The organism is Sulfitobacter pontiacus (genome assembly GCF_040790665.1).
Lineage (GTDB): Bacteria > Pseudomonadota > Alphaproteobacteria > Rhodobacterales > Rhodobacteraceae > Sulfitobacter > Sulfitobacter pontiacus.
This window is the reverse complement of the sequence record NZ_CP160851.1, coordinates 112,587-135,156: the sequence shown is the minus strand read 5'-3', so window position 1 is coordinate 135,156 and position 22,570 is coordinate 112,587. Positions and strand designations below refer to the sequence as shown.

The window sequence follows — 22,570 nt, the reverse complement described above, 5'->3', positions numbered from 1 at the left end:
TGTCGCCTGCGGTTTCGCGGATTACAATGGCAAAGCGTGGGACCCGCGGCCCCCCGTTCAGCCGATCCGGTTTAGGCCGTGATCACGACCTCGGACACGTCACTATCTACGGCCTGCAATGCGGCCAGAACGCGGGGGATCAGATGGGTCTGCACATAGGCCCCGTGAAAACGGCTGGGGGCCTGAAGCGTGACACGCCCCCCTGCCCGATCCTGCCGCGTGAGATTATGCAGCCAACTGCCATAGACACCGGCATCTTCGGCATGAAGCACAGCCTGCGCCAACGCCCATTCGCTGCCCCCTTCGACAGGCGGCGTCGGGGCGGTGCCACGCACGGGCAAAGGCACCACCCGCGTCGGTTCCGGCGCGCCCTGCATGCGCAGATCAAAGTCCGGCCCGACCTGCGGCCATTGCGGGCGCGTCTTTTCAAGGATCGCATCAAGGTCGAGCCCGTATTCCGTCACCCGTCCACGCGCGCCCTGACGTTTGACCACCAGCCAGCCACAGCCGCGCAGCTTTGCCATCTCGCGTTTGACGGTGCGTTCATCGACGGACCAAAGCTGCGCGATCTCGCGTTGACCCACGGCCAGTTCATTGCGCGCCCAGTTGTAGCGCGCCGTTACAAGTGTAATGAAGCGCAGCACCAGACGGTGATCATGTTTCCCGCCGGCAAGGGCATAGGCCCCCAAGGCGGTGATGATATCATACTTGCGCGCGGCGGCGTCACGCCCCACGGGTTTCGGTGAAAGCATAGCTGCTCCGATCTGGCACGGTGTGAATGTGCAGCCTCAGTTCGATCTCTTGATGGATCCTCGGGGCGTAGACAACGTCTTTTCCGCCTCTTCCCTGATTTGCGTCCGGAAACCCGATTCTGTCAAGGATTGGTTTTGCATCTACCCTCTTTCTTCCCCATTCAAATTTGAAAGTTGAGGTATCATTGGTATAGGGGGTCATCCAGAGCGTCCCCTATTACAGCGTTTTTGTCCCCCAATATGTCGCGGGGCTGATCCTGCTGTCCCCCTATATTTCCGCCCCGGAGCTATAGAGCCGCGCCTATCGCCCGAATCGCGCCGGGGCCCTGTGGTATAAGGGATATTGAAAACCTGTTTATAGAATAAATGTCTTTCCATAAGACGCAAATTCAGCGTAAATCCAAATTGAGTAGTAATTAGCGTTCTCTTTCGGGGTTTCCGGTGCCGCCACAGCGTGCGGGGCGACGGTTCCCCGCGGGGAACGGGTAGGGAAAAGGACAGCTTATGTTTACCTATGCGGACCTGGCAAAGCTTCAGGCGCAGTCGCTCAAGATGCAGGGGCACATCCGGCATCAGACCTATTCGCCCGAGATGGAAAAGACCCTGCGCCGGTTCTCAAGCTGGGAAGTGGCGGAGCTGATCTTTAAGACCAACCCGTCGACCCTGCGCGGCCGGCTGGCCGCCGACCCGTCCCTGCCCGAGGGGCAGGTGGAAGAGGAAGGCCGCCAGCGCTGGTATGCGCTGGAAGAGATCAACGAGCTGCGGCGCAAGCTGAAGATCAAGAACCGGTCGCTGATGCCGCCGCGCCCTGCGGGCAAGCGGGCGGTGCGTGCCGCGATTGCGAACTTCAAGGGCGGCGCGGGCAAGTCCACCGTCGCGCTGCATTTCGCCCATGCGGCCGCGCTTGACGGCTACCGCGTGCTGGCCGTGGATTTCGATCCGCAGGCCACGCTCAGCCATTCGATGGGGCTGTCGGATGTCTCGGAAGAGGTCACTGTCTGGGGTATCATGGCCCGCGACCTGATCCGCGAGACAGAGCGGATGAACGCGGTGCAAGGCGGCGCGGAAAGTGGGGCCACCCTGCCCCAACGCAAACTGCCTGCCTCTGTCACCGGCATGGGGCTGAGCGAATTGCGCGCCACCGATTTCATCAAGCCGACCAGCTGGCCCACGATCGACCTGATCCCCAGCTGTGCCAACGCCGCCTTCGTCGAATTTGCCAGCGCGCAGTACCGGCACCTGAACCCCGAATGGTCGTTCTTTGCCGCCGTGTCCCGTTATCTTGATACGATCCCGCCGGACGCCTATGACCTGATCATCTTCGACTGCCCGCCCGCCATTGGCTACCAGTCGATGAACGCGGTCTTTGCGGCGGATGTTTTGTATATTCCGTCCGGCCCCGGCTATTGGGAGTATGACAGCACCACCAGCTTCATCGGCCAGCTGTCTGAGGCGCTTGAGGATCTGGGCCGCTTCCGCGGGCGGCTGCCGTCGGGCACCGATCCGGTCAAGGCCTTTGCTGACATCAAGTTTCTATTGACCCGTTTCGAGCCTAATAACGATCTGCACCGTGCGATGCAGTCAGCATTTAATCAGGTCTTTAAGCCACATGTAGCAGAGCACCCGATTGAAATGACCCGCGCGGTTGAACAGTCAGGCCGGTTCCTGTCGTCGATCTACGAGATGGATTACCGCCAGATGACCCGCGAGACCTGGCGCCGCGCGCGGGCCTCCTTTGATCGGGCCTATGATGAATTCCGTGCCACGCTTGTCGATGCGTGGGATAAACTGGAGGATGAATAATGGTTAAGAAACGCTCTGTTTTCGATATCAACTTCGATCTGGATGAAGAGGAAGACGCGGGGTTCCCCGCGGGGAACGCACCTGCCGAACCGCCCGTTGTGAAGGAGTACAACATTCAGGGCCACCCGTTGCAGAACTCTGATCCTGTGCCCAACCCCCCTGCCCCGTCGCGACGCGGCCCGATGGCGAGCGCGATCTCGGAAACGCTTGAAGCCACCTCAGAGCGCGCCAGCGCAGAGGCCGCCATTCGAGCGGAAAACGACGCGCTGGCGCACGAGCATGTGCGGCTGAAACGGCTGGGGTTGATCACCGACCTGATCCAGACCTCGGATGTGCATACCGACAAGCTGACCCGCGACCGGTCGGCCAATGTCGACCCCGAACTGGCAGAGCTGAAGCAGTCGATCCAGTCGGTCGGCCTTTCCAATCCCATTCGGGTGGAGCAGACGGATAATGGGTATGAGCTTATTCAAGGCTTCCGCCGGCTCACCGCCTTCCGCGAACTTGCGGCTGAAACCGGCGACCCGCGCTATTCCCGCATCCCCGCCGCGCTGGTTCCCCGCGGGGAACCCCTTGCGGATCTGTATCGCAAGATGGTGGACGAGAACCTTGTGCGCAAAGATCTGTCCTTTGGCGAGATGGCGCGACTGGCCCTGTCCTATGCGCAGGATTCGGGCGTCGAGGTGAGTGACGCGGTTGGCACGCTCTATGCCTCGGCGCTGAAACAGAAGAAGACCTATATCCGGCAGTTCGCCCGTATGCTTGCCGATCTGGACGGCGCGCTGCGCTACCCCGAGGCGATCCCGCGGGCGCTTGGGCTAGATGTTTATCGGTTCCTTGATGCGCAGGCGGGCAATGCGATGGCGCTGAAAAAGGCGTTGATCAAGCAGCCTGAACGGGATGCCGATGCCGAACTTGGGATTCTGCGGGCAGGGATCACGGCAAAGAAAGCCGCGCCAAAACCCGCGGGCCGAAGCTCTGCCAAGACATCCTTGCGGCTTGGGTTGCCACAGGGGGAGATGCGGGTGATCGCGTCGGACGGGAAGGTAGAGATGCGCTTGCCGCGCGATTTCTCGGCTGTCAGCAAGGCGCGATTACAGCGCGGGATCGAGGCGTTTCTTGCAGCGCTGGATCAGAAAGACTGAAACTCGAAGGGGGCAGGGCGGATCGCCTTGCCCCTTCTTCTTTGCGCCGGGGCGGGACTAATGGGCGAGATAGGCCCACATATACGCGCCAACCCGCGCCACCTTGCCCGAAGCCTCAGCCTCAACTATACTCCTGCCCTATACGCATAATGCGAGAGGGTGCCATGGGCCGTGTCAAAGTGAATCTTACATTGGATGCCAGCGTCGCCGAGACGGCGCGCGCGCTTGGGCTGAACATGTCGCGGTTGGCCGAGGCCGCGATTTCGGACGCCGCCAAGGCAGAACGCAACCGCCGCTGGCGGATCGAGAACCAGCAGGCGCTGGATACCTATGCGCAAGAGGTAGAGGCCGAGGGTCTGCCGCTTGAACGCTTCCGCAGTTTCTAGGGCGAGCTATGGCGCAGTTTGATGTGTACCGGCTTGCGGGCGGGCAGCTTGTGGTGGATCTGCAAACCGACCTGATTGGCATCGACGCCTCGCGCGTGGTGGCACCGCTGCGCGAGGCGGGGCGGTACGCTGCCTTTCCCGGTCTGACCCCGCAGGTAGAGGTCGACGGAAATGCTTGGATCGTGCGGGCGCAAGAGCTGGCCGCCGTGCCCGGCACCGCGTTGCGCGACAGGGTGACCTCGCTTGAGGCAGAACGCGATGCGTTGAAGCGGGCCTTGGATATACTGATCGACGGGCTGTGATTGTGCGCGCGGCTTACGGTTCCCCGCGGGGAACCTCGCCCACATCTTTCGGCACTTGATACCCTTTGATCACCGCGTCGCGGGCGCGCAGTGCTTTGTACCAGCGCAACACATTGGGGAATTGCGTCAGGTCCACCCGCTGCCATTCATAGCGCGCGACCCAGGGCCAACAGGCCATATCCGCAATCGAATAGTCACCGCAGATGTAGTCTTGCCCCTCGAGCTGTTTGTCGAGCACGCCGTAAAGCCGCTGGACCTCTGTCGCATAGCGGGTTTCGGCGTAGGGGGCCTTGCCCGGGTTGAACTGCAAGAAGTGATGCGCCTGTCCGGCCATCGGACCCAAGCCGCCCATCTGCCACATCAGCCATTCATGCACCTTGGCACGTCCGATCGCATCGTTCGGCAGGAATTTTCCATATTTATCAGCGAGATACCACATGATCGCGCCGGATTCCATCAGGCAGAGGCCGTTGTGATGGTCCTTGATCGCGGGGATCTTGTTATTGGGGCTGATTTTAAGGAAGTCGGGCGCGAATTGGTCGTCCTTGGTGATGTCGATGGGGTGGGCGGTATAGGGTACGCCCAACTCCTCCAGCAGGATAGAGACCTTGCGGCCGTTCGGGGTGGTCCAGGTATAGAGGTCGATCATTGCGGCGTCCTTCGGCTTGCGTCAGGGGGGAAAACGGGTTGCTATGCCCTTGGTATAAATCAGCTTGCGCGGATCACAAAGGCGCAGATCGGGGGGATGATGGAGAGGAAGATTGCACTGGTTACCGGCGGGGGCAGCGGCGTCGGGCGCGCCTGCGCCGCAGCGCTGGCAGACGCAGGGTTTACGCTGGTGCTGACGGGGCGCCGGATGGCCCCGCTAGAGGAGGCCTGCGCCGCGTTAGCGGGGGAGGGGCATCTGGCGATCACCGCGGATGTCGGGGTCGAGGCGGATGTGCTGGCGCTGTTTGACCGGATCGAGGCGCAGTTCGGGCGGTTGGACCTACTGTTCAACAATGCGGGCGTTAACGCCCCCGCGGTCGAGATTGACGACCTGTCGCTGGACGACTGGAACGCCATTGTGGCCGCGAACCTCACGGGGTCGTTTCTATGCGCGCGCGCGGCGTTCGGGTTGATGAAACGGCAGTCGCCCAAGGGCGGGCGGATCATCAACAACGGGTCGATCTCTGCCCATGTGCCGCGCCCGTTCTCGGCACCCTACACGGCGACGAAACATGCGGTGACGGGGCTGACGCGGTCGCTGTCGCTGGACGGGCGGGCGCATGACATCGCTTGTGGTCAGATCGACATCGGCAATGCCGCCAGCGAGATGACAGAGCAGATGGCCCAGGGTGTGCTGCAACCGGATGGGTCACGTCGGGCAGAGCCGCGCATGGATGTAGAGGATGTGGGCCGCACGCTGGTCTATATGGCGAGCCTGCCGCCTGCTTCAAACGCCATGTTCGTGACGGTGATGGCGACCAAGATGCCCTTTATCGGGCGCGGCTAGGGGAGGGGCCCCGCCCACGTAAAAACGAGCGGGCGGGGTGTCGATATGTGGCTCTAATCCAGGGTTTAGAGCCTATTTCTTTGCTGCATCGCGCAGTTTCGCGATCGTGGTGCGGGTAGAGATCTGTTCGGGGTTAGTGACCAGTTCGATCAAGGCCGGGCGACCGCTGGCGCGGGCACGGTCAAACGCGGCGGCGAAGTCGGCGGTTTTGGTCACGCGTTCCGCATGCGCGCCGTAACCCTCGGCCATTTTGCAGAAGTCCTGATTGATCAGCGTGGTGCCTGAAATGCGTTCGGGGTGATCGCGTTCCTGATGCATGCGGATGGTGCCGTAGATGCCGTTGTTGAACAGCAGCACGATCGGCGTTGCCCCGTATTGCGCGGCGGTGGCGAGCTCTTGCCCGCTCATCATGAAGCCACCATCGCCGACGAATGACAGCACCAGCTGATCCTTATGCGCCAGCGCCGCAGAGACGCCCGCCGGAACGGAATACCCCATCGCGCCGCAGGTCGACCCTACGATGCGCCCCGGGCGGCCAAAACGCAGATATCGTTGTGCCCAGCCTGTGTGGTTGCCCGCGTCCAGTGTCACGATTGTATCTTGCGGTAGGCTATCGCGGATCTGGCAAAGGGCGACGCCCATGTCGAGCTCCCATTCCGCGCCATTGGGGCTGTCGGTGTCGGTCAGGTAATCCCCATGCAGCTTAGCGCACCACTCCTGCCAATCGTCGGCGCGGTCGAGATCAAGATCACCAAGCGCCGAGGCCGCAGCGGCGGGGGAGGCGGCAAAGCCGAGGTCGGGGGAATAGACGCGGCCGATCTCGTCCGCGTCAGGGTGCAGGTGCACCAGACGTGTATCGGGGTTGGGCGATTGCAGGGTGGTGTAGGTCTTGGTCGTCATCTCGCCCAAGCGGGCCCCGATGACGATCAGCAGGTCGGCCTCTTTCTGGTGGGCAAACAGCGTCGGCGCGGTGGAGGTGCCGAAATCGCCCGCAAAGACGGGCGACAGGTTGTGCACGATATCCTGTCGCCGGAAGGAGGTGGCGACGGGGATGTTGTTGGTCTCGGCAAAGCGGGTGATCGCGGCGGCGGCATCCTCGGTCCAGCCGGAGCCGCCAAGCAGCATCAGCGGGCGTTTGGCCTGTGCGATCTCGTCCTTCAGCGCGTCTACATTTGCTGTCGAAAGCTGAGCCTGCGTGGCGGTATAGGGCCGCGCATCGGCGACTTCGACGATTTCGGTCAGCATGTCTTCGGGCAGGGCGATGACAACCGGACCGGGCCGGCCAGAGGTGGCGACGCGGAAGGCGCGGGCCATATATTCAGGCACCCGCGACGCATCATCGATCTGGGTCGCCCATTTGGCGATCGGGCCGAACATGGCGCGGTAGTCGACTTCCTGAAATGCTTCGCGGTCGGTGGTGTCGCGGGCGATCTGGCCCACCAGCAGGATCATCGGCGTGCTATCCTGTTGCGCGATATGCACGCCAATGGCGGCGTGGCAGGCGCCGGGGCCGCGGGTGACCATGCAGATGCCGGGGGTGCCGTGCAGTTTGCCGTAGGTTTCGGCCATATTCGCCGCACCGGCCTCGTGGCGGGCGTTGATCAGGGTGAACCGGTCTTGCACGTCATGCAGCGCGTCCAGCACCTCGAGGTAGCTTTCACCGGGCACGCAATAGGCGGTGTCGGCCCCGTGGATCAAAAGCTGGTCCACAAGGACCTGTCCGCCGGTCCGGCGTTTGAGGGGGGCGTTCTGGGTCATTGGTCGGGCTCCGTCCATGTCATCTGGTATTTTCGATTGCCGAAGATGCAGCACGCCGGGGCGGGTTTTGCAATGCCGTTAGGGAAACATCGGCGGTGAAAAAAAATTGACGGATGGAAACGTATCCCGCACACTCAACCATGACGAAAGTGGTGGGTAGTTTTGGCGGATGGTTCTCATAAAACTCTAGGATTGCAGCTAAATGTCATCGGGCCGTTCGATTTGCGGCGCACCGATGGGTCACGTGTCACCATCACCTCGAAGAAGGCGCGCGCTGTGCTGGCGATGTTGGCGGTCGCCCCCGGTGGCAGGCGCGAAAGACGTTGGTTGCAATACAAGCTATGGAGCGAACGCGGAGAGCGTGAAGGTGCGGCCAGCCTGCGCCAGACACTGTCTGCCCTGCGCCGTGCGCTTGCCCCGATGGGCGATGTGCTGGAGGCGGATCGCACCACGGTCACGCTGTCGCTGAGCGAGGTCGCGGTAGATGCGCTTGAGCTTTCGTCAGTGGCGCAGCGGTTGCCGGGGCAGGCGGAGTTCCTTGAAGGGCTTGATATCAGGGACCCCGAATTCGACAACTGGCTGCGCGAGCAACGCGCTTTCTGGTCCCGCCAGCTAGAGACGTCGCAGGGCGGTCCCGACCCGTCAGAGGTTGACTTCGCCCCGCCGCTGGATGTGCCCTGTGTGACGCTCATGCCCTTTGCCAGTGCCGAGCCGCTGACCCCTCAGACGCAGGAACTGGCAGAGCAGGTGTTGGACCAGCTGGCGCGGCATCGTTGGATCAGCTTTATGGATTGGGCCGTGCACAGTGGCCGCAGCGCCGCCGGTGCCGCGCGGCCTGCGACGGCGAATTACGTGGTGACCGGCCAGTTGCGCCAGAGCGGCGGGCGGTTGGTCTTGATGGTGGAGCTGACGCATCTGACCACAGGGCAATCGGTGAAACGTGCGCAGTTTACCGCGCCGCTGGCCGATGCTGCCGATATCGGGGCGGGGTTTGCCGCCGTCGCGCGGGATATGGCGATCGAGGTGGCGGGAAATTTTAGCTGTGCTTTGGCGCAGTCCTACGAACAGCGGTCGCAGTCGCGGCCGGCACAAAGCGACGAGGCGCTGGTGTGGCAGGGGCGCTGGCATATCAACCGCCTCACGGCCGAGGATTTCGAGAAGGCGCAGGCGATCTTCGAGGATATCATCGCGCGCAACCCCGGTCATATAGAGGCCCATGTCTATCTTGCGCTGACCACGCTGTGGCGGGTCTGGACCTGCCGCGCCGATCCGCGTGACATCAAGCTGGCGCGGCGACAGGCGCAAAAGGCGATCAAGCTGGATGTCTCGGACGGGCGGGGCTATTGGATCGCGGGCTGCGCGGAATGTTGGCTGGGCAACAAGACGGCGGCCGTGCATTACACGGACGAGGCGATCCGGCTGTGCCCCTCGCTGGCCTTTGCCCATGACCAGCGCGGCACAAATCTGGCCTATGATGGCAACCCTCTGGCGGCGCTGGAGGCGCTGGAACATGCGATCCGCCTGTCGCCCCACCACCCGCAGCGCTTTTGTTTCGAGGGGGAGACAGCCCTTGCCGCGCTGCTGGCCGGGGATCTGTCGGCCGCATTGCAGCACGCGGATCACGCCTTGTTGCTGCGCCCTGCCTATTGGTACGCCCATATGGTCAAGGTTCTGGCGCTGCACCGCATGGGTCGCCCCGACGCCGTGTCGCGTGCCAAGCGCGACCTGTACGAGTTCGAGCCCCGTTTCAACCGCAGCTATATCAACTGGCTTCCCTTTTCGGACCGGTCGCTGAACGCGCGTATGATTGAAGAGATGTTCTAGGTACGGCGCGCCGGCTGGTGACCCCCCGAGGGGCCTTTGCAGAAGGCATCCGACGCATGACGAAATATGCAGACAACTACGCTGGTATCCGGCAAGCGCAGGCGGAGGAGCGGGCGCATCCCTCTGATCTGGGAACGCGGCATTTCACGCTTGATGCGCTGAACGGCAGTTGGGTCGCACAGCTGCGTAGCCGGATCACGCAAGGGCTGATGAAACATGGCGGGCTGCGCCTGATGCAGCGGATTGCGCCGGTGGTGCGGTTGGGGCCGTATCACTTTGTCACGCGCCACGCCGATATCGTGGCGGCATTGCATCGGCCCGATGTTTTTGGCGTGCCCTTTGGCCCCGAGATGGAAGAGATGGCAGGCCCGCCGGTTTTTGCCTTGGGCGATGATGCACAGACCCATGCCGCGCAGATGGCGATTTTGCGCGATCCTTGGGCGGCGATTGATCCGGTGACCCATGTGCGCCCTGTGGTGCGCCGCGTGACCGAAGCCTTGCTGGAGGATAGCGGCGGGCAGATCGACATGGCGCGCGATGTCTTTATGCGCGTCACGGCAGAGGCCTGTCTGAAGACCTTTGGCATCGCGGCACCAAGCGCGGAAAACTTTGCCGCGTTTTCGGCGGCCTGTTCCTCGCTGATCTTTGCTGACCCCTCGGGCACGCCTGCGGTGCGTCGGCAGGCGATGATCGGGGCCAAGCGCATTTGCGATCTGCTGGATGCCAGCATCGACGCCTATGCCAAGCTGTCCGCCGACGAACGGGCGGACCCCGCACAGGCGGGTTTCTTGCAAGGGTTGATGGATCAGGTCGCGCGGCAAGGCGATGCTGGGCCGGTTTGGGAACAGTCGGACAAAGACACCGTACGGGTGATCTTGTTCGGGGTGATCACCGGCTTTGTGCCCACCACCGCGCTTGCGGCGGGCAAGATACTCGACCAGATGCGCCGCAAGCCGGACCAGTTCCATCAGGCGCTGCGCTGTGCCGCGCGAGCCGAAGCCACCCCCGACGATCCGCAGGCCCGCTTGGCCCTGCGTGACATATTGTTCGAGATCGCCCGCTTTAATCCGTCGCTTTTTCCCGGCCAGTTCCGCCTGCGCAAAGAGGCCGGCGATACGCAGGGCCTGCCCGAGGCGCTGCGGCGGATCAAACCCGGTGCCGTGGTCATTCTGGCAACAGCGCAAGCCCTGCATGATCCGCGGGTGGTGAAACACCCCAACCGCTTCATGCCCGGCGAAGGGTTCCTGGCCAAGGACGGCACCGCGCGGCCGGATCTGTCCTTTGGGTTGGGGATGCATCACTGTCTGGGGCACGAGATGGCGCATGAGATCATCACCGAGGCATTCCAGATCATCCTGTCGCGCCCCGGCATCGCCTTTCTACCCGAGCGGCCAAAGTTCTATGGCCCCTATCTGGGCCGCTTACGGATGCGGTTCGACATGGTGGAAGGTCACGCGGCACAGTCGACGATCGTGGCACCAGTGCCCTTGAAAGAGGGGGTGGATATAGAGGCGCTCCGCGCGGTCCTGGCGGGGTTGCAGGAGGAGACATCGGATTTGAAGCAGGGGCTTGAGGGCACGGGGATCGTGCATTTCGCAAGCCTCAATCTGGTCAATCTGGGGGCCGAGACGCGGCTTGATGCGCGGCCCACGCATCTGCTGGCAGAGTTCAACACCGATGGCATGCCGCGGGACGCGCTGGCGCGGCTGGCGCAACGGATCGACGCGCCCTGTTCGACAGTGTTGCCGTTTCTGAAAGATGCGCAGGGCGGGTTTGTCGCGGCGGTGCGCGCGCATCTGCTACATCCCGATACCAAGCCCTGGGGCACCATCGGGGTGAACTTCAACGGCACCGAACATATGCCCGTGCGCCAGATCGAGGCGGAGAAAAACCTCTATGACTGGGCCGAGGCGCAGGTGCGACAGCGCGCAGCCGAGGGCACCACGGACCCCGCCGATCTGGTCGCCGATATCCGCAAACAGATGCAGCAGGACCCTGCGAAAGCGGCGCTGCTGTACCGCCCATCCCATCGCTATCCGCGCTTCTCGCGGCACAAGGATTTCCCCTTCTCGGGGTTTATCGCGAAATATGCGGGGCTGGGGCTGAAGCCCTTGGCGGTCTTTGCGCTGCTGGCGTTGGTGCTGCCTGTGGGGCTGGTCGCCTTTGGTATTGTCAGTCTGTTGCAGGCGGCGGATGTCTATGTCTCGCTTTGGATGGTGCCGCTGTTGCTGGCGCTTACGGTGGCGGGCGGGGTGCTGGCGTGGTTGCGGCGGGTCGAGACGCGCGAGACGCCGGATGACCGCTATGCGCCTCATGATCACGTCGCCGCCGTGCAAGCGATGGAGGATCTGCCCGGCTATGCGCAGAACCACATCACCTCGGTCAGTGCCTTGAAGCCCGGCCTGCTGCGGCGGCTGACCACGGCGCTGGCGTTCCACATCATCAAATATATGAAAATCCTGTGGTTCCGCCCCGGCTTTGTCACCGATTTCGCCACCATTCATTATGCGCGCTGGTACTGCCCCAAAAGCAGTCAAAAGCTGATCTTTCAGGGCAATTACGACGGCAGCTGGGAAAGCTACCTCGAGGATTTCATCACCAAGGTGCACCGCGGCCAGACGATGGCGTGGAACAACTGCGTGGGCTTTCCGCGCAGCCGGTGGTTTTTTCTGGATGGGGCGCAGGACGGTGACAGGTTCAAACGCTGGGTGCGGCGCCAGCAGGTGCAGACGCAGGTCTGGTACAGCCGCTTTCCGCAGCTGACCACAGGGATGATCCGCACCAATGCGCTGGTGCGCGACGGGCTGGCGCGGGCGCTGACCCATGACGAATATCGCGCGTGGGCCAACCTATTCTACACCGCGCCGCGCCCCGCCGATGCGATCGAGACGGACCAGGTGCAGACCTTGCTGTTCAACGGGCTGGGGCGACATCCGTTGATGACGGCGCGGGTGCTGCGCTTTGACACGGGGCAGGGGGGCAAGCGCCTGATCGCGCAGTTGCTGCAAGAGGCGCGCAATGCCGAGACCCCCGGTGCGCCCTGGGATGCGCGGCTGAGCTTTGGCGACGCCTATCCCGATTATCCGGCGCATTTCATTGCCCTGTCCTCTGGCGGGCTGTCGCTGCTGGGGTTTCCCGACACGCCCCACGACGGGCGCGCGACGTTGCCCCATGCCTTTGCCAGCGGCATGGCGGCACGGGCGCGGGTGTTGGGCGATGCGGGCACGCCCGCCGATCCCGCCCGCTGGCGATGGAGCGACGGCGCCGCGCACGCTTTGCTGCTGTCCTATGCCCGCGATCCTTCGGAGCAGGCGGCAACCGACGACACGCTGACCGTGATGTTCGAGCAATATGGCATCGCGGTTGACAGCATCGTGCGGGCGGATCTGCAACGCCGCGGCTTGGCCCATAGCGACGGGTTCGGCACGCGTGACGGTATCTCGCAGCCGATCATGCGCCACACCCAGGCCTTTGCCAAAGGCAAGGCCGCGCCGGATGATGTGGTCGGCGCGGGGGAGTTCATCCTGGGGTATCCCGATTCCCGGGGCTACCTGCCGCTGGCGATCACCGTGCCCGCCGATACGCCGGCGGCGCAGGGGCTGTCGGCGGTCGAGCGGCCGGTGACGGATCTGGTGCCGCGCTTTGGGCGGCTGCATCTGGGGGACCAGCGTGATTTTGGCCGCGGCGGGAGCTTTCTGGCGGTGCGGCAGATCTTGCACAATGACAAGGCTTTGAAGGATTTTGTGGCGACCAAGGCGCGCGGGCTTGAGGCGCGACATCTGCCGAAAAAGGGCATCGCGGATGCGATCCGCGAGGATATGCAGGCCGACATCAGGATCCGGCAGGGCGACCACATGCCCGGCGACAAGGATATCGTGCTGGGGGATATGCAGCGCGGGCAGATGGATCAATCGCCCTATGGCGATGTGCCTATGGGGCCGGATGCACGGCAGATCTGGATGGAGCAATGGATCACCGCCAAGATCATCGGTCGGTGGGCGGACGGCAGTTCACTGGCGCGCAACCCGTCGGTGTCGCGCAGCCTGCGCAACCGCGCGCGCTATCACGCGGTCGTGCGTCGCTATGTCGGGCTGCGCCTCAAGGCATTGCAGGCCGCCACGGACCAGCGCCCTGCGACCGACGGCCATCTGGTTGCGCTGCAGCAGTTCCTTGACCGGACACGCACGCCAAGGGGCAGCGGCCGTTTGGGCGTGCATGGCGGTCTGAGCATGGATGAGACGATCTGGACGACGCAGGGCTGGGCCGCGTTCAACGATGCCTTGTCAGAGCTGGAGCATGAGGTCGGCCCCCTTGGCATACCGCGCGATCTGCTGCGGCCGGTGATTCCCGACAATGATTTCCGCCATGGCGAGGACGACCCCTTGGGGCTGTATTGCCCGATCGGGTCGCATATCCGCCGCGCCAACCCGCGCGACAGTTTCCGCCCCGGTCACGAGATCACTTTGCAGATCAACAACCGCCATCGGCTGTTGCGACGGGGCCGGACCTATAGCAGCGCGTTTGACACGCCGCAGGACGCTGGCTTGATCGACGCGGGCTGGGTGCGGCGCGATACCGAGACCGTACCGCCGGTTGAGAAAGAGGAAGGCACCTTCTTTATGTGCTTTAACGCCAATATCGAACGGCAGTTCGAGTTCGTGCAGCAGACCTGGATCAACGCCGACGGGTTCCACGGCGGGCGGCATGGGCCGGACCCTTTGATCACGCCGAAACAGAAGGGTGATACGTTCATTATTCCGGGGTCGGAGGAGTCGCTGGCGCTGGATATGTGCCCGATGTCCCGCGCGGAAGGGGTGGGGGTCGCACAGCCTGCGCCGGTGGATTTCACCCGAACGGTGGCGGGGGGGTACTTCTTTATGCCAAGCAAACAGGCGCTGGCATATCTGTCGCAACTATAGGTTAGGCCCTCTGAGCGTTTAGCGATGAAAAACCGCCTGATGCATTCTTTTTTCACGATTTTTTCACGGAGCGCCGCGCAAAAAATTACGGTACGTTTACGGTCGATTTTTAACCTTTCTTAACCTGCTGCGATTTCGGCAGGCACCCGCCCGCTTGGGGCTATTTAGAAAGGGCATTGAAATGAAACTTTACATGCAATTGATGACAACGACCGCGCTGGCGCTGAGCGTCGCGGCCTGCGGGTCATCGAACGGGGTCGACAAGGTGATTGATGTGACAGACATCACCGAAGAGGCGCAGGCCAAACGGACCTTTGCAACAGACGAGGACGGTGATCCGGTCGATGCCGGTGCTGCTATTGCGTCAGGCAAGACGCTGACCGCGCGCGCCGTGGGCGTCGCCTTGCAGAACCTAAACTATCACACCGGGGAAACCAGCACGACGACTGATGTCACCGCGTCGATCAAGCGCAATGATGATGGCGCGCTGACCGTGACCATCGACGGCGAAGAGCTGGCGTTCACCCCTGCCGACGTGAACGGCGACGGTGACGGCTACGAGGTCGAGGTGGATGGCAAATTCGCCGGGGTCTACAACTATAATGGTCCGGTTGAAGATCTGCTGACGGCGGGCAACGGCTTTGCCCAGGTGGTGCAGATTTTCCGGTCGTCCGAGAACGCCGAAGGTCACGTGTCCGGCGACAGTACCTTTGCGATCTTTGGTACCGAGACGGCGGATGAAGATCTGAAAGATCTGCCAAAAGCCGAATATACGGGCCGGTCGCGGATCAATGTTGTGCCAAACAGCGGCTTCGAATCGAACAGCGAAAGCCGGTACAAGGTGCGTAGCGAGATCGCGATGACGGCAGACTTTGGCGCGGGCGAGATCTGGGGCACCATCGGGAACACCACCATCGAAGATCCCGAAGACGGTGTACGTGATGCCGTTGAAGGGACCATCGCGATGGATAAAACCACGTTCGACAACAATGGTTTTGCCGGGACGTTGACGGCAGATGCGGATTTCATCAGCGATATCGACGTCAATAGTGCCGAAGGGACGTACTCCGGTGCGTTCTATGGGCCAAATGCCGAACAGGTTGCCGGTGCGCTGACATTTGGTATCGGCGCTGACGACGGGTCGCTGAACGGGAACGGCTACTTCTCGGCCGACAAAGTCGACTAAGGTCGACGACAACGGGATAGAGAAGCGTCGATCAAATTACGGGTCCCGCTTCTCTGGGCGTGGGCATGACCTCAAGCCATGCCTGCGTCTCCCCATTATTTCATGTGGGAGACGCAGTGCAGAGTTCAGGTTTCACGCCGATTTAACTGCTTGAGGGTTAATCCATGAAACATCTTCTTTTTGCCGCCCTGATGGGCGTTCTTTTGGCGTGCCAATCGCCCGGACAGGCGCAGGCCGCGACACCACAGGACTATCTGGAACAGGGAAACTATGACGCCGCGCGGGCCAGTCTGGCGCAGTTGGTCAAGGGGGATCCGAACGGGCCCTTGCATCAGGCCTATCTGGAAGGTCAAATCCTGATGCGCCAGAACCAGCCTGCCGCGGCGGTTGATCTGTTTCGCGATCTGGTACGCATCGCGCCCGATTATGAACCCGCAAGACGCGAGCTGACCCTGCTGCTGGCCTATCGCGGTGATGTGACCGCTGCGCGCTATCATGCGGAACGGTTGGTCGCGGAAACCGCCGACGAACAGCTGCGCGCCGGATTGCAGACCTTTATCCTGAACAATAGCTCGCGCAAGCCCGGCGGCTTTGCCCTGCGGTTCGCGCTGTTGCCATCGTCGAACCAGACCCGCGGCAGCGCTGAGCAGGAAATACTGATTGGCGGGGTGCCGTTCACGTTGAACCCTGCGTCGCGCGCGTCTTCCGGGTTGGGGCTGGCGATTGGCGGCACCGCGTGGCGGCGCTGGCAGTGGAACGAAAGATGGTCCGGCGTGGGCACCGCCAGTTTGGATGCGAAATTCTACGATTCCGCGCTGAACACGGAAACCACGGCCGTCGCACGGTTCGATGTCATTCGTGGCGGGCAGCGGGGGCGGTTCTCTTTCGGGCCGATTGCCGAGCTGAGCTTTTCTGATTCAGACATCGTGCGGCGACGGTGGGGGGCGGAGCTGCGCGGAGCCTATCAGCTGCGTCCGCGTGATCTGGTGTCGGGTGCGCTTCGGTTTGATCGGCAGACCTATGACCAAAGCCCGTTTCGGGACGGGCACCGGATGCGGGCTTCGGTCTCGTACCAACATCGGTTGACGCCGACGCTGGGGCTATCCTTCGGCCTGTCGCAGCTGCGCGAAACGACACAGCGCGCGCATCTGGATCACCATGAAACCGGGGTGTCGATGGGGATCGACAAACAGTGGAAATCGGGCCTGTCGACCGGCGTGATACTGGCATACGAACAGGACAGATACGACGGCATCTTCCCCGGCACCACGACCCCGCGCGAGGATGACACCACCAGCCTCACCTTCACGGTGCAGCACAACAAGGTGCAGATCGGGAAATATGTGCCGCGCATCACCTATACCTACACGCGGGCGAAATCGAATGTGGCGTTGTTCGACTATGACAGCCACGACATCGGGGCGAGTCTCTCGCTCAAGTTCTGACGTGGGGCGGGTAGCCTGATGGGGTGCCCGTTCCTGCAAACACCAAAGAGACGGCCCGAATCTCCTGACAAAACACAGGTTTGCGGGCCATTCGGGCATGCCATTGCCGTAAAACTTTCAAAAAGTTGGATTAATTCGCCTCCCTTACCTTGCGGCGCCTCGATCCGAGGTGCAGAAAGACGCCATCTACGCGGTGGTCTGCAAAGCAAGGGAGACACGTATGAAAGACTGGAACGCTTTGGCGAGCGCGCTGTATGACGGCAGCTTTCGGCCCATGTTCATCAACGGTAAATGGTGTTCGGCCCAATCGGGCGCAGAGATGGATGCGCGCAATCCGGCGAACGGATCTTTGCTGGCGACCGTACCACAGGGGGGCGCGGCGGATATTGATGCCGCCGTAAAAGCCGCCCGCGCGGCGTTCGAGGGGCCTTGGGCCAAATTCACCCCGTTCGAGCGTCAGGCGCTGCTGCTGCGCATCGCTGACAAGTTCGAGGCCGAATGGGAACGCCTGTGCCTGTCGGACACGTTGGATATGGGGATGCCGATCCAGCGCACGCTGGCCAACAGCCGTCGCGTGTTGGGGATGTTGCGGTTCTATGCGGGGCAGGCGGTGATGATCCACGGCCAGACGATCCCGAACTCCTTCCCCGGCGAGATCTATTCATCCACCGTGCGTGAACCCGTGGGCGTGGTCGGGGCGATCATCCCGTGGAACGCGCCAATCGCCGGTTCCGTCTGGAAGATCGCGCCCGCGCTGGCGACCGGCTGCACCGTGGTGTTGAAACCGTCCGAGGAGGCGTCGCTGACCGTGCTGATGATCGCGCGGTTGATGCAAGAGGCGGGGCTGCCCGACGGGGTGCTGAATGTAGTGACCGGAATGGGGTCTGATGCCGGTGCCGCGCTGGCGGCGCATCCGGATGTGGACAAGATCGTGTTCACCGGATCAACCGCCACGGGTCAGGCGATTGCCCGCGCGGCAACGGGCACGTTGAAACGTGTCTCGCTTGAGCTGGGGGGTAAATCGCCGGTCATCGTTTGTAAGGATGCGGATATCGACAAGGCGGTGCCGGTCGCGGCCATGTCGGTCTTTGCCAATTCGGGTCAGATCTGCATCGCCGGATCGCGGCTGTTTGTGGCGCGCGAGATCCATGATGAATTCACCCGCCGCGTGGCGGAGTTTGCCGCAGGGCTGAAGATCGGGCAGGGGATTGACGAGGGTACGGATATCGGGCCCATCATCTCGGCCCGTCAGGCCGAACGGATCGCCGGTTTCCTGTCGGACGGTCCGGCCGAGGGCGCAACGGTTCTGACCGGCGGGCAACGTGCCGAAGGGGCGGCGCTGGAGGGTGGGCATTTCATCCAGCCCACCGTTTTTGGCGGCGTCACCGACGACATGCGCATCGCCCGCGAAGAGATCTTCGGCCCCGTGATTTCCGCGCTGCCGTTCGATGATCTGGACGAGGTCGTGACCCGCGCCAATGACACGCCCTATGGGCTGGCTGCTGGTGTATTCTCGACCAATCTGGGGACGGCGCACAAGCTGGCGCATCGGCTGAAAGCAGGGTCGGTCTGGGTGAATATGTATCACGCCATTGATCCAGCGGTGCCCTTTGGCGGGGTCAAGATGTCGGGGTATGGCCGCGAAGGCGGGACCGAGCATCTGGAAGAATATCTGGACACCAAAGCGATCTGGATCAACGCGGATTAAACCGCGCTACGGGACAAAGGGAGGAACGCGATGAAAGTTGGCATTATCGGTGTCGGTCTGATGGGCCACGGCATTGCGCGGAACGTCTTGCGCAAGGGCAAGTTCGAACTGGGCTTTCTGGATCACCCCGGCAACCAGCCTGTAGACGAGATTACGGGCCTTGGCGCGGTGGCCTATGACACGCCTGCCGCGCTGGCGGCGGTGAGTGATGTGATTATCGTTTGCGTCACCGGATCGCCTCAGGTGGAGGCGATTGTCACGGGCGATCACGGGCTGGTGTCGGCGTTGAAATCCGGCGCGGTGGTTGTCGATTGTTCGACCGCGCTGCCCGACAGCACCCTGCGTATGGGGGCCGCCGTACAGGACGCGGGCGGGGCCTATCTGGATGCGCCGATGACGCGCACGGCGAAACATGCCCATGACGGGGCGTTGAACCTGTTGGTGGGGGGCGACGCCGCGGTGCTGGAAAAGGTCCGGCCCGTGCTGGCAAGTTTTACCGATACGGTCGACCACGTCGGTGCGCTTGGCCACGGGCACCGGTTAAAGCTGCTGCATAACTATGTGTCGGTGGGGTTCATGACCCTGCTGGCCGAGGCCGCAGCGCAGGCCGCCGATGCACAGATCGATCCGCAGGTCTTTGTGGATGTTCTGGCCGGTGGTGGCGGGGCCAGTGTCGCGCTTGAGCGTTTGGCCCCCTACATCACGCAAGGCGACCGCGAAGGGCTGCCCTTTTTCGTCAGCAATGCACAAAAAGACATCGACTATTACCGTGCCATGTCGACCGCATCGGGGGCGCAACAGACCGTCGCCGATAACGTCTCTGCCGCGCTCGCCCGAACGGTCGAGGCGGGGCATGGTCAGGCCTATGTGCCCGAGCTGGTAAAGTTGTTCAGGAAACCCGCGCGAGGCTAAGCCAGCGTTGCGCGGTGCCACGAGGGCTGCATCTTGTCAGCTTTGGTGGGTTTAGATAGCACATCCACAAGGTTACTGGGAGGTTACCATGAAATTCAATCTGACACATTTTGCGGCCGCAAGCGCCTTTGTCGCGCTGGCCGGTGCTGCCGCCGCGCAGACCGAGATCAAGATCGGCTATGCTCTGGCCCCCGACAGCCACTACGGCGTCGCGGCGCAGAAATTCGAAGAGGTGGTGCTGGCGGAGACCGGCGATCAGTTCAGCTTCAAGCATTTCCCGTCCTCGGGTCTGGGCGGCGAACGCGAAGTGATCGAGGGGCTGCAACTGGGCACCATCGAGGCAACAATCGTGTCCTCGGGCACGCTGGCGAACTTCGTCCCCGCCACTGGTGTTTTTGACATTCCGTTCCTGTTCAGCGGGTTGGACCACGCCCGTGCCGTGCTGGACGGGCCCATCGGTCAGGAAATTCTGGGCGAGTTCGACACTGTCGGCCTGCACGGTCTGGCCTGGGGCGAACAGGGCTTTCGCCACATCACCAACAACCGCAATGCGATCCATACGCCTGCCGATGTCGAAGGGCTGAAGATCCGCACGATGGAAAACCCCGTGCACCTCGCGGCGTTCGACGCCATGGGGGCGGCCCCCACGCCGATGGCCTGGCCCGAGGTGATTTCGTCGTTGCAGCAAGGTGTGATCGACGGTCAGGAAAACCCGCTGTCGGTGATCGTTTCGGTCAAGCTGAACGAAGTTCAGAAATATCTGACCCTGTCGGGCCACGTTTATTCACCCGCGATGCTGCTGGTGTCCAAACCTTTCTGGGAGGGGTTGGACGATGATCAGAAGGCCGCGATGGAAAAAGCCGCAACTGAAGCGGCTGCCGCGATGCGGGACTATGTCGACAACGTGGAAACCTCGGGTGTGGAAACGCTGAAAGAGCGTGGCATGGAAGTAAACGCCCTGTCCGCCGAAGAGAAAGCCGCGTTTCAGGCGTCAATCAAATCGGCCTATGAAGGCTACTATGACACCTACGGCCAAGAGCTGGTCGACTCGATCGTAAACTTCGAGTGAGCAATACCGCCGGCATCCAACGGGTGCCGGCGACATCGGGCGAGGGGAAGCCGTGAAGAGACTGGAAACCATTTTCGTGGCGTTGAACGGTTGGGCGCTGATCCTCATGCTTTCGGCAATGACGCTAGTCGTCGGTGCCAATATCACCCTGCGCTATGTGACCGCCCATTCGCTGCCTTGGGCGGATGAGGCGGCGCGCTATCTGATGATCTGGATGACCTTTGGCGGCGCGGGACTTGTGTTGCGCACCGGCGGGCATGTTGCGATCACCAACCTACAGGATGCGCTGCCCAGCTTGGGGCAAAAGCTGCTGCGGGCGGGAATTGCCTTGGGGCTTTTGGTCTTTTTCGGTTTCATGGTCTACGTCGGCATCCAATATGCGCAGCGCATGCAGTATCAGGTGACGCCCGCACTGCGGATGCCCTTCCTGTATGTCTACGCCGCGATGCCGGTCGGGTTTGCGCTGCTGATCGCCCACCTGCTTCTGATAGCGCGCCCCTTCATCATGGCCGGGGATTATAAACGTATGGACGGGGCCACCGCCGATCCGCTGCCCGGAGGCGCAAATGGCTGAGATCCTTTTTCCGGCGCTTTTCGTGCTGCTCGCCCTTGGTCTGCCCGTGGCGTTTGCGATGGCAATATCCGTCTTTGTCGCGCTGAGCTTCGGGTCGTCCTACCCCAACCTCGTTGTGGTGAAAGAGATGTTCTCGGGTCTTGATAGTTTCCCGCTGCTGGCGGTGCCGTTTTTTATCCTCGCGGCAGAGATCATGACCGGCGGGGCGGTGACCCTTGCGATGCTGCGCTTGGCGCAGTCGTTGGTGGGGCATCTGAAAGGCGGGCTGGGGCATGCGAATGTCGTGAGCTCTGCCATGTTCGCCGGGATCTCCGGCTCGGCGCTGGCCGATGCTGCGGGGCCGGGGACGATGATGATCCGCATGATGGAGAAGGGCGGCTATGGCCGTGCCTATGCCGGAGCGCTCACCATCTCGAGCTCGGTCGTGGGGCCGATTATTCCGCCGTCGATCACGATGATTATTTATGCGATGCAGGACCAGCAGGTATCGGTCGGGTCGCTGTTCATGGCGGGTGTGCTGCCGGGTATCCTGATCACCGCAGCGGTGCTGCTGGCCAATGCGCGGGTCAGCCACAAACGCGGCTATGCCAGCGGCGCGCCGATGCCCCCCTTGGCGGAGATCGCGCGGATCGCGCTATACGCGCTGCCCGCGCTGATGTTGGTGGTGCTGATCGTCGGCGGTATCCGTTTTGGTGTGTTCACCCCGACCGAGGCGTCGGTGATCGCGGTCTTCTATGCGCTGTTCGTCGGCATGTTCGTCTACCGGTCGCTGCGGGTCGCGGATCTGCCCGCGATCATCCTGCGCGCGGCCTTGGTGTCGGGGGCGGTGCTGTTGATCCTTGGCGCGGCGCGGGCCTTTGCCTGGGTGTTGATCATCGAAGGCGTGCCGCAGTTTCTGGCAGAGACGATCATTGCCTGGGATCTGTCGCCGATTGTCTTTTTGCTGGCGGTGAATGCGCTGTTGCTGGTCTTTGGCCTGTTCATGGACCCGCTGCCCGGGGTGATGATCCTTGTGCCGATCCTTGCGCCGATCAGCTTTGCGCTTGGGATCGACCCGGATCATTTCGCGATTATCGTGATTGTGAACCTGACCCTTGGTCTGACCACACCGCCGGTGGGAAGCCTGATTTTTGTCGTCTCGTCGGCGGTGAACATCAAGCCATCGGCCCTGATCAAGGAAATGCCGCCGTTCTTTATCGCATTGATGGGGGCGTTGCTGTTGATCACCTTTATCCCTGCGCTGTCCACGTGGTTGCCGACGCTCAGCGGGTTCTAGGGCTAACTGTCCTTTG

General features: G+C 62.4%; 17 protein-coding genes. 14 read left to right on the top strand and 3 right to left on the bottom strand.

The genetic code is table 11. The features are described from left to right. Positions 1 to 71 precede the first annotated feature (71 nt). On the bottom strand, positions 72 to 752 hold the full coding sequence (locus AB1495_RS16965) for a DnaA N-terminal domain-containing protein (protein WP_005848978.1): 681 nt from the start codon (positions 750 to 752) through the stop codon (positions 72 to 74). 504 nt (positions 753 to 1,256) lie between these two features. On the opposite strand from AB1495_RS16965, the gene AB1495_RS16960 reads away from it, so the two are divergent. The 4 genes from AB1495_RS16960 (at position 1,257) to AB1495_RS16945 (ending at position 4,388) form a co-directional block, all read left to right on the top strand. Further along, positions 1,257 to 2,555 (top strand): AAA family ATPase, encoded by a 1,299-nt coding sequence (locus AB1495_RS16960; protein ID WP_009824376.1) that lies wholly within the window; start codon positions 1,257 to 1,259, stop codon positions 2,553 to 2,555. Continuing rightward, complete coding sequence (locus AB1495_RS16955) at positions 2,555 to 3,700, top strand: ParB/RepB/Spo0J family partition protein (RefSeq protein ID WP_074636907.1); 1,146 nt, start codon at positions 2,555 to 2,557, stop codon at positions 3,698 to 3,700. The genes AB1495_RS16960 and AB1495_RS16955 overlap by 1 nt, the downstream gene beginning before the upstream one ends. A 164-nt stretch (positions 3,701 to 3,864) precedes the next feature. Then, positions 3,865 to 4,086 (top strand): type II toxin-antitoxin system CcdA family antitoxin, encoded by a 222-nt coding sequence (locus tag AB1495_RS16950; protein WP_037966680.1) that lies wholly within the window; start codon positions 3,865 to 3,867, stop codon positions 4,084 to 4,086. An 8-nt stretch (positions 4,087 to 4,094) separates the two neighbouring features. Continuing rightward, on the top strand, positions 4,095 to 4,388 hold the full coding sequence (locus AB1495_RS16945) for a CcdB family protein (RefSeq protein ID WP_074636905.1): 294 nt from the start codon (positions 4,095 to 4,097) through the stop codon (positions 4,386 to 4,388). 13 nt (positions 4,389 to 4,401) lie between these two features. Here AB1495_RS16945 and AB1495_RS16940 read toward each other — a convergent pair whose 3' ends face one another. Continuing rightward, on the bottom strand, positions 4,402 to 5,037 hold the full coding sequence (locus AB1495_RS16940; RefSeq protein ID WP_074636903.1) for a glutathione S-transferase family protein: 636 nt from the start codon (positions 5,035 to 5,037) through the stop codon (positions 4,402 to 4,404). Between the two features lie 96 nt (positions 5,038 to 5,133). Here AB1495_RS16940 and AB1495_RS16935 point away from each other — a divergent pair, with 96 nt between their 5' ends. Then, positions 5,134 to 5,883: an SDR family oxidoreductase gene (locus AB1495_RS16935; RefSeq protein WP_074636901.1), complete on the top strand. Its 750-nt coding sequence runs from the start codon at positions 5,134 to 5,136 to the stop codon at positions 5,881 to 5,883. A 72-nt stretch (positions 5,884 to 5,955) separates the two neighbouring features. On the opposite strand, the gene AB1495_RS16930 is transcribed toward AB1495_RS16935, so the two are convergent. Continuing rightward, positions 5,956 to 7,641 carry a thiamine pyrophosphate-binding protein gene (locus AB1495_RS16930; RefSeq protein WP_074636899.1) on the bottom strand — a complete coding sequence of 562 codons (1,686 nt, stop codon included), beginning with the start codon at positions 7,639 to 7,641 and terminating at the stop codon, positions 5,956 to 5,958. A gap of 192 nt (positions 7,642 to 7,833) precedes the next feature. On the opposite strand from AB1495_RS16930, the gene AB1495_RS16925 reads away from it, so the two are divergent. The 9 genes from AB1495_RS16925 to AB1495_RS16885 all read left to right on the top strand — a co-directional run bounded on the left by AB1495_RS16925 (position 7,834) and on the right by AB1495_RS16885 (position 22,554). Next, positions 7,834 to 9,465: a hypothetical protein gene (locus tag AB1495_RS16925; protein ID WP_074636897.1), complete on the top strand. Its 1,632-nt coding sequence runs from the start codon at positions 7,834 to 7,836 to the stop codon at positions 9,463 to 9,465. A gap of 56 nt (positions 9,466 to 9,521) precedes the next feature. Next, entirely contained in the window at positions 9,522 to 14,384 is a 4,863-nt protein-coding gene (locus tag AB1495_RS16920) for a cytochrome P450 (protein WP_074636896.1), read from the top strand. Positions 14,385 to 14,577: 193 nt separating this feature from the next. Beyond that, entirely contained in the window at positions 14,578 to 15,570 is a 993-nt protein-coding gene (locus tag AB1495_RS16915; protein WP_244268988.1) for a transferrin-binding protein-like solute binding protein, read from the top strand. 164 nt (positions 15,571 to 15,734) lie between these two features. Next, entirely contained in the window at positions 15,735 to 17,015 is a 1,281-nt protein-coding gene (locus AB1495_RS16910; protein ID WP_074636892.1) for a surface lipoprotein assembly modifier, read from the top strand. 220 nt (positions 17,016 to 17,235) lie between these two features. Beyond that, a complete protein-coding gene (locus AB1495_RS16905; RefSeq protein WP_074636890.1) occupies positions 17,236 to 18,723 on the top strand; it encodes an aldehyde dehydrogenase in 1,488 nt (495 codons plus the stop codon). A gap of 30 nt (positions 18,724 to 18,753) precedes the next feature. After that, on the top strand, positions 18,754 to 19,635 hold the full coding sequence (locus AB1495_RS16900; RefSeq protein ID WP_074636888.1) for an NAD(P)-dependent oxidoreductase: 882 nt from the start codon (positions 18,754 to 18,756) through the stop codon (positions 19,633 to 19,635). Positions 19,636 to 19,723: 88 nt separating this feature from the next. Further along, entirely contained in the window at positions 19,724 to 20,704 is a 981-nt protein-coding gene (locus AB1495_RS16895) for a TRAP transporter substrate-binding protein (protein WP_074636887.1), read from the top strand. 52 nt (positions 20,705 to 20,756) lie between these two features. Next, a complete protein-coding gene (locus AB1495_RS16890; RefSeq protein ID WP_074636885.1) occupies positions 20,757 to 21,278 on the top strand; it encodes a TRAP transporter small permease in 522 nt (173 codons plus the stop codon). Continuing rightward, positions 21,271 to 22,554, top strand: coding sequence for a TRAP transporter large permease (locus AB1495_RS16885; RefSeq protein WP_009824360.1), 1,284 nt, complete (start codon positions 21,271 to 21,273; stop codon positions 22,552 to 22,554). The genes AB1495_RS16890 and AB1495_RS16885 overlap by 8 nt, the downstream gene beginning before the upstream one ends. The last annotated feature ends 16 nt before the right edge of the window (positions 22,555 to 22,570 follow it).